Source organism: Halovulum sp. GXIMD14793, from assembly GCF_054457435.1.
Genome location: NZ_JBTLNE010000044.1, coordinates 24,785 through 30,846 on the forward strand (window position 1 = coordinate 24,785; position 6,062 = coordinate 30,846).

General features: G+C 57.5%; 6 protein-coding genes. 1 reads left to right on the forward strand and 5 read right to left on the reverse strand.

All coding sequences use genetic code 11. The features are described from left to right. Nucleotides 1-7: 7 nt before the first annotated feature. From accC to ACW9UQ_RS13205, 4 genes are all read right to left on the reverse strand, one after another. Nucleotides 8-1,348, reverse strand: coding sequence for an acetyl-CoA carboxylase biotin carboxylase subunit (gene accC, locus ACW9UQ_RS13190; RefSeq protein WP_458931483.1), 1,341 nt, complete (start codon nt 1,346-1,348; stop codon nt 8-10). A gap of 10 nt (nt 1,349-1,358) precedes the next feature. Further along, the gene (gene accB, locus ACW9UQ_RS13195) at nt 1,359-1,838 is read right to left on the reverse strand and encodes an acetyl-CoA carboxylase biotin carboxyl carrier protein (protein ID WP_458931484.1); all 480 of its coding nucleotides are present in this window, start codon (nt 1,836-1,838) and stop codon (nt 1,359-1,361) included. An 87-nt stretch (nt 1,839-1,925) separates the two neighbouring features. After that, the gene (locus ACW9UQ_RS13200) at nt 1,926-2,669 is read right to left on the reverse strand and encodes a DsbA family protein (RefSeq protein WP_458931485.1); all 744 of its coding nucleotides are present in this window, start codon (nt 2,667-2,669) and stop codon (nt 1,926-1,928) included. A 14-nt stretch (nt 2,670-2,683) separates the two neighbouring features. Continuing rightward, nucleotides 2,684-3,973, reverse strand: a complete 1,290-nt coding sequence (locus tag ACW9UQ_RS13205; protein ID WP_458931486.1) for a M48 family metalloprotease — start codon at nt 3,971-3,973, stop codon at nt 2,684-2,686. A gap of 79 nt (nt 3,974-4,052) precedes the next feature. Here ACW9UQ_RS13205 and ACW9UQ_RS13210 point away from each other — a divergent pair, with 79 nt between their 5' ends. Beyond that, a complete protein-coding gene (locus ACW9UQ_RS13210) occupies nt 4,053-5,189 on the forward strand; it encodes a pyridoxal phosphate-dependent aminotransferase (protein WP_458931487.1) in 1,137 nt (378 codons plus the stop codon). A 62-nt stretch (nt 5,190-5,251) separates the two neighbouring features. Here the strand turns inward: ACW9UQ_RS13210 and ACW9UQ_RS13215 are convergent, their stop codons facing one another. Beyond that, nucleotides 5,252-5,899 (reverse strand): LysE family translocator, encoded by a 648-nt coding sequence (locus tag ACW9UQ_RS13215; protein ID WP_458931488.1) that lies wholly within the window; start codon nt 5,897-5,899, stop codon nt 5,252-5,254. Nucleotides 5,900-6,062: the final 163 nt, after the last annotated feature.

A 6,062-nucleotide genomic window follows, 5' to 3' on the forward strand; every position in this document is an offset into this window, starting at 1 on the left:
CGTGCCTCTAGCTGTTCTCCAGCCACTTCTCCAACCAGTGGATATCGTAGTTGCCGGTCTGGATATCCTGTTCGGCCAATAGAGCCTCGAACAAGGGCAGGGTGGTGTCGATACCATCGACCACCATTTCGGACAATGCACGATGCAGACGAGCCAGCGCTGTTGTGCGGTCATCAGCATGCACAATCAGCTTGCCGATCAGACTGTCGTAATGCGGCGGGATCGCATAGCCCTGATAGATTGCCGAATCCATCCGCACGCCCAATCCGCCCGGGGCGTGATAAGCACTGATCGTGCCGGGGCTGGGGCGGAATTCAGGGAATTTTTCCGCATTAATGCGGCATTCGATGGCATGGCCGTGAGGCACCAGATCATCCTGAGTAAAGGACATCGGCAGACCTGCAGCAACGCGGATTTGCTCTGCCACCAGATCGACACCATAAATCGCTTCGGTCACCGGATGCTCGACCTGTAGACGGGTGTTCATCTCAATGAAATAGAACTCATCGTTCTCATAGAGAAACTCGATTGTACCCGCGCCGGTATATTGGATACCGGCAACTGCCTCGGCGCAGGTTTTCCCGATCCGGGCACGGGTTTCGGCGTCAATTACGGGTGAAGGGGACTCCTCGAACACCTTCTGATGACGGCGCTGCAAGGAACAATCGCGTTCCCCCAGATGCACCGCGCTGCCCTTGCCATCGCCAAAGACCTGAATTTCGATGTGACGCGGCTTGCCGAGGTATTTCTCGATATAGACCTCATCATTGCCGAAGGCGGCCTTGGCCTCGGACCGGGCGGATGAGAACGCCATCTCCAGCTCATCGGCACTGCGCGCCAGCTTCATGCCGCGTCCGCCGCCGCCTGCGGTGGCCTTGATCAGAACCGGATACCCCATGTCGTCAGCAACCTGACGCGCATCATCCAGCGTCGGCACGCCGCCATCAGAGCCGGGTACACAAGGCACGCCCAAGTTTTTCATGGTTTCCTTGGCGGTGATCTTATCGCCCATCACCCGGATATGTTCGGATGTAGGACCGATAAAGGCGATGCCATGATCCTCCAATGCCTGCACAAACGTGGCGTTTTCCGACAGAAAGCCATAGCCAGGGTGGATCGCCTGCGCGCCGGTGATCTCACATGCGGAAATCACATTGGCGATGTTCAGGTAGCTTTGTGGACCGGGGGCCGGGCCGATGCAGACGCTTTCATCTGCCAGCCGGACATGCATGGCGTCTACATCCGCGGTGGAATGCACCGCGACGGATTGGATACCCATCTCGCGGCAGGCGCGGATCACGCGCAGGGCAATTTCGCCCCGGTTGGCAATCAGGATCTTGTCAAACATTCCCCGCGCCTCAGGAAATGATAAAGAGCGGTGCGCCGAACTCGACCGGTTCACCGTCTGTTACCAGAATACGTTTGACCGTGCCGCTGCGGGGCGAAGGGATCTGGTTCATGGTTTTCATCGCTTCGATGATCAACAGGGTCTGCCCCTCATTGACCTGATCGCCGACGGATACAAAGGCTGGCGAGCCCGGCTCTGCCTGCAGATAGGCAGTGCCCACCATCGGCGACGTGACCGCACCAGGATCCTGGGCCGGGTCGTTGCCGCTGTCTGTGGCAGGCGCTGGCGCTGCTGCGGCAGGTGCTGCCACAGGCGCGGGGACCGGGGCCACAGCCACAGGCATTTCAATGCTCTGCCGCGCGACACGAACTTCCAACGTGTCGTCTTCGCCATATTCGCGGCGAACCTCGACCTCGGTCAGGTCATTCTTTTTCAGCAAAGCGGCGAGCGCTTCGATGAAGTCCACGTCATCGGAGTGTTTTTTGCTCATGCGTTATCCGTTTATTAGTTGTTTGCCTGAGGCACATGTCGAGCGTGGTTATACGATGCCACGTCAGATGTGAAAAGCACAGATCGTTCAGCCGCCTGCACGCGCTTTCTCGACCAGCACACGCAAATCATCTACCGGCGCGTAGCCTCGCAAGATAGTGTCGCCTATCACAAAGGCCGGAGTGCCCGTTAGCTCAAGCTTGATCGCCAGATCGCGGTTGGCCAGCACAATGTCTGCGACTTCCTGCTTGGACCCGCTTTCATCCAGTTTGGTCAGGTCAACCCCGGCATCCTCGGCCAGTGCAACGATGATCGTCTCGCTCAACCGGCCCTGATGCTCAATCAGGGCATTCGAAAAGGCCTTGTAGACCTCTGGCCCCTGATCTCGCAAAACGCCAATGGCGGCGCGTGATGCGGTCACGGACATCGGACCAAGAACAGGAAATTCCTTTACGACCAGGCGGATATTCGGGTCCTCAGCCAGCAGCGCCTCAACCTCGGGGTGGACCTTTTTGCAATAGCCGCACTGGTAATCGACAAACTCTACAATGGTCAGATCCCCATCGGGATTTCCGGCGACGTAGGAATGCGTGTCCTCGAACAATGCTTCACGGTTCTCCGCCACCAGCTTTATATCATTGGCAAGCCGTTGCTCCGCCTGACGCTGTTCCAAAACTTCGGTGACCTCGATCAGAATTTCAGGGTTTTCCAGCAGATAGGCGCGGATTTCGGCATGCAGCGCTGTGCGTTCTGTATCGCTCAGATCGGTCAGCCCGTCGGCCATCACGGTAGGTGACAGCAGCAGCGCGGTCACAAAGGCAAGGATTCGCATGGTCGTTGCTCCTGTCATTTCAATGCTCTTCGGGTGACAGTTAAGATGTCACGGGCCTTTCGCCAACCCGTAGAGCCTTCGGGCAGCTGTTTTATCGCGCGGGAGGCATGAATTTCTGCGTCCCGCAGCCGCCCCTCCAATGCCATCCGCTCTGCGGTTGCAAGCGAGGCGTTTCCGGGTTGTCCGGTTCGGGCATATCCCGTTGCCAGATCCCGCAGGACCGAGGATATCGTCGAATCCAGAGCATTGGCGCGTTTCAGCACCGACATAGCCTCTTTGGTCGCGCCAGGCTGGTTGGCCGCGATCAGGGCGCGACCCAGACCTGCCAGAATCAGCGGTTCTTTCGGGGCCAGTTTGGCGGCGGTCCGATAGGATTTGATAGCCCCACCGACCTTGCCACCCTCCAGCAGGAACTGGCCCTTCAACTCGTGATAGAAGGGGTCATTGGGGCGCAGCCGGATCAGCTTATCGATTTCGGTCAGCGATTTGCGCACGTCAGGATAGCGATGATAGGCGACTGCGCGGGCCAGCAGGCCGATCTCGGAATTGTCATTGCGATAGCGGCGCAGCGTGTCGCGGGGTGACAGGATAAACCCGTTGAATTTGGCAACCATTCGGGCATGCCAGTAGCGTTCGGTGTCTGTCGGCGGTTTTCCGCGCGGGGCCGAGGCGACCTTGTCTTCCATGTAGCGCAAACGTTGCGACCACATGGGGTGGGTGCGCACGTAAGGGTCGACACGTGTGGAAGACAACGCTTCTTGACCCTTAAACAGGTTCATAACCTCGACGATCGCGCGGGCATCGGCCCCGGCTGCAATCATATAGCGCAAACCGGCCTGATCGGCGCTGGCTTCCTCGGATCGGCTGTGTTGCATCAGGCCACGCTTTGCCACTTCAGCCGATATCATAGCCACCGCTGCCGCCCCCTCGCGCCCGCCTGCCAGTGCGGTGGCCAGTGCCAGCAAAAGGCCAAGGCCCGCAGCCCCTTTTGCGTTGCCAATCGCCTGATTGCGCCGCGCCAGGTGGCCGCCAGTGATATGCCCGGCCTCATGCGCCAGTACGGCGCGAATTTGGTCGATGCTTTTCAGCCGCCGCAGCAGACCGGTATTCACAAAGATATTGTTCCCGCCCGCAACAAAGGCATTCATCCGGGGATTGTTGACGATCAGCACCCGGACAGATGACGGCCCCAGACCTGCGGCCTGCAGGATGGGCCGGGCGATAATATCCAGCGTCCGTTCAATCTCGGCATCACGGATCAGACGTTCCGCGCTGGCCTGGGCAACCATAGCCAGCGACAGCACTGCCGTCAGAACCCCTTGCTTCAGCCGTCTGAAAATGATGAACCCTCCGGGTGATTTGCCATATGCTAGGGTGAAAGAGATGCGGGTTTCAAGACGTGGTGATGTCGATCCCTTTATCGTGATGGACGTGATGGAGGCAGCCCGCAAGGCAGAGGCAGAGGGTCGCTCTGTCATCCATATGGAGGTTGGACAGCCCGGCACCGGCGCACCTGCCGCCGCCCGCGCTGCATTGGCACAGGCGATGGACAGTGGCCCGTTGGGATATACCGTGGCTTTGGGCCTGCCCGAGTTGCGGGCGCGGATCGCGCGTCTGTATCGGGATTGGTACGATATTGATCTGGATCCGGCCCGGGTCGTTGTCACAGCCGGATCCTCTGCGGCCTTCCAGATTGCGTTCCTGTCGCTGTTTGATGCCGGGGAGAAAGTCGGCATTGGCGATCCGGGATATCCCAGCTATCGAAGTATTCTCAAAGGGTTAAGTCTGAACCCAGTGCGGTTGGAAACATCGGCTGAGGATCGGTTTCAGCCGACGGCCACCATGCTGGACGGGCTGGATGGCCTGCTGGTTGCAAGCCCCGCAAACCCAACTGGCACGATGCTGGATCGCGCGGCCCTGTCGACGTTGATCAGCGCCGCAACGGAGCGCGGTATCGCGTTCATCTCGGATGAAATCTACCACGGTATCCAATATGGCGACCGGGCGGTCTCGGCGCTGGAAATCAGCGATGAGGCTTATGTCATCAACTCGTTCTCAAAGTACTTTTCCATGACGGGGTGGCGCATCGGCTGGATGGTGGTGCCTGAGGCGCATATCCGCCGGATCGAGCGCCTGATGCAGAATTTCTTCATCTGCGCGCCCCATGCCAGCCAGATCGCGGCGTGGGCGGCGATGGATTGCGATGCTGATTTGCAGGCCAACCTGTCAGTCTATGCCCGCAACCGTGCACTGCTGTTGAACGACCTTCCCAAAGCCGGGTTTACCAAAATCGCCCCGCCAGATGGCGCGTTTTATGTCTATGCCGATGTCAGCGATATGACCGAAGACAGCCGCTTGCTGTGTGCAGAGTTGCTGCGCAAAGCTGGCGTCGCCGTCACCCCAGGCCATGACTTTGACCCGGTCCGTGGGGCGCGCTATCTGCGGTTTTCCTACGCCGGAACGGAGCAGGATATGAAGACTGGAATGCTTCGGCTAAAGGAATGGTATCAGACACAATAGCTACACCGATTAGCCTCAAGAGCCAGAGTGTTCAACTTTAGAGTGTTTTCGCAGACATACAGCTATCGCTGGCGCATCAAAAGCGTGTCGGCCGCGTCTGCCACCAGGCCACCCCCAAGTAGCCCGAGTGCAGAAGCCATGCCGCGATCAATCCAAGCCTTGAGCTTAAGATAAGTTTGGCGTGTCTTTTCGATGGAAAAGAAAAACGAAACCAAAGTGTACCAGATCGTTTCATTTAGAAACACGATCACCAAGCTGACCAGATATACCCAATACTCAGAGTTTGCGGGCAGCAACGCAAAAAATATAGATCCAAAGAAAATGACAACTTTCGGATTGGCCAGTTGCGTCATGAAGCCCAAGCCAAATGAATGCTTCAGCGAAAGCTGCTGAGATGTCGTTCCTGAAAGCTCAATCTTCGATGGCGCATGCCGCCAAATCTTTACTGCAAGAAAGATAAGGTAGGCACCGCCCGCAAGCTTCATAAGTCCATAAAGCCAAGCGGCATTTTCAAGAATGATAGCAAGTCCTGCAATTGCAGCCATTGCCCATAGAACGGAGCCGAAACCCATTCCCAGCGACGCGAATATTGCCGACTTGCGACCGCTTGAAAGCGCAAGCCTGGACACCACAACAAAGGACTGCCCTGGGCTTATCACTGCCAACATCTGAACGATGGCCAGCGTTGCCAGTGGTAGTATGAATTCCATGTCGGCCCCCATAAAATAGTGAAGAAGGTTACGAGTTTGCGAAAGCTAGAGCGCCGTCCTTGAAATCTGAATCGGTGGGATTCCCACGATGCGGATTTTGTGATTCACTATATTTGGAGGTGGAACATGGGCAAATCGCTATCACTGGATATTCGGGAGCGTG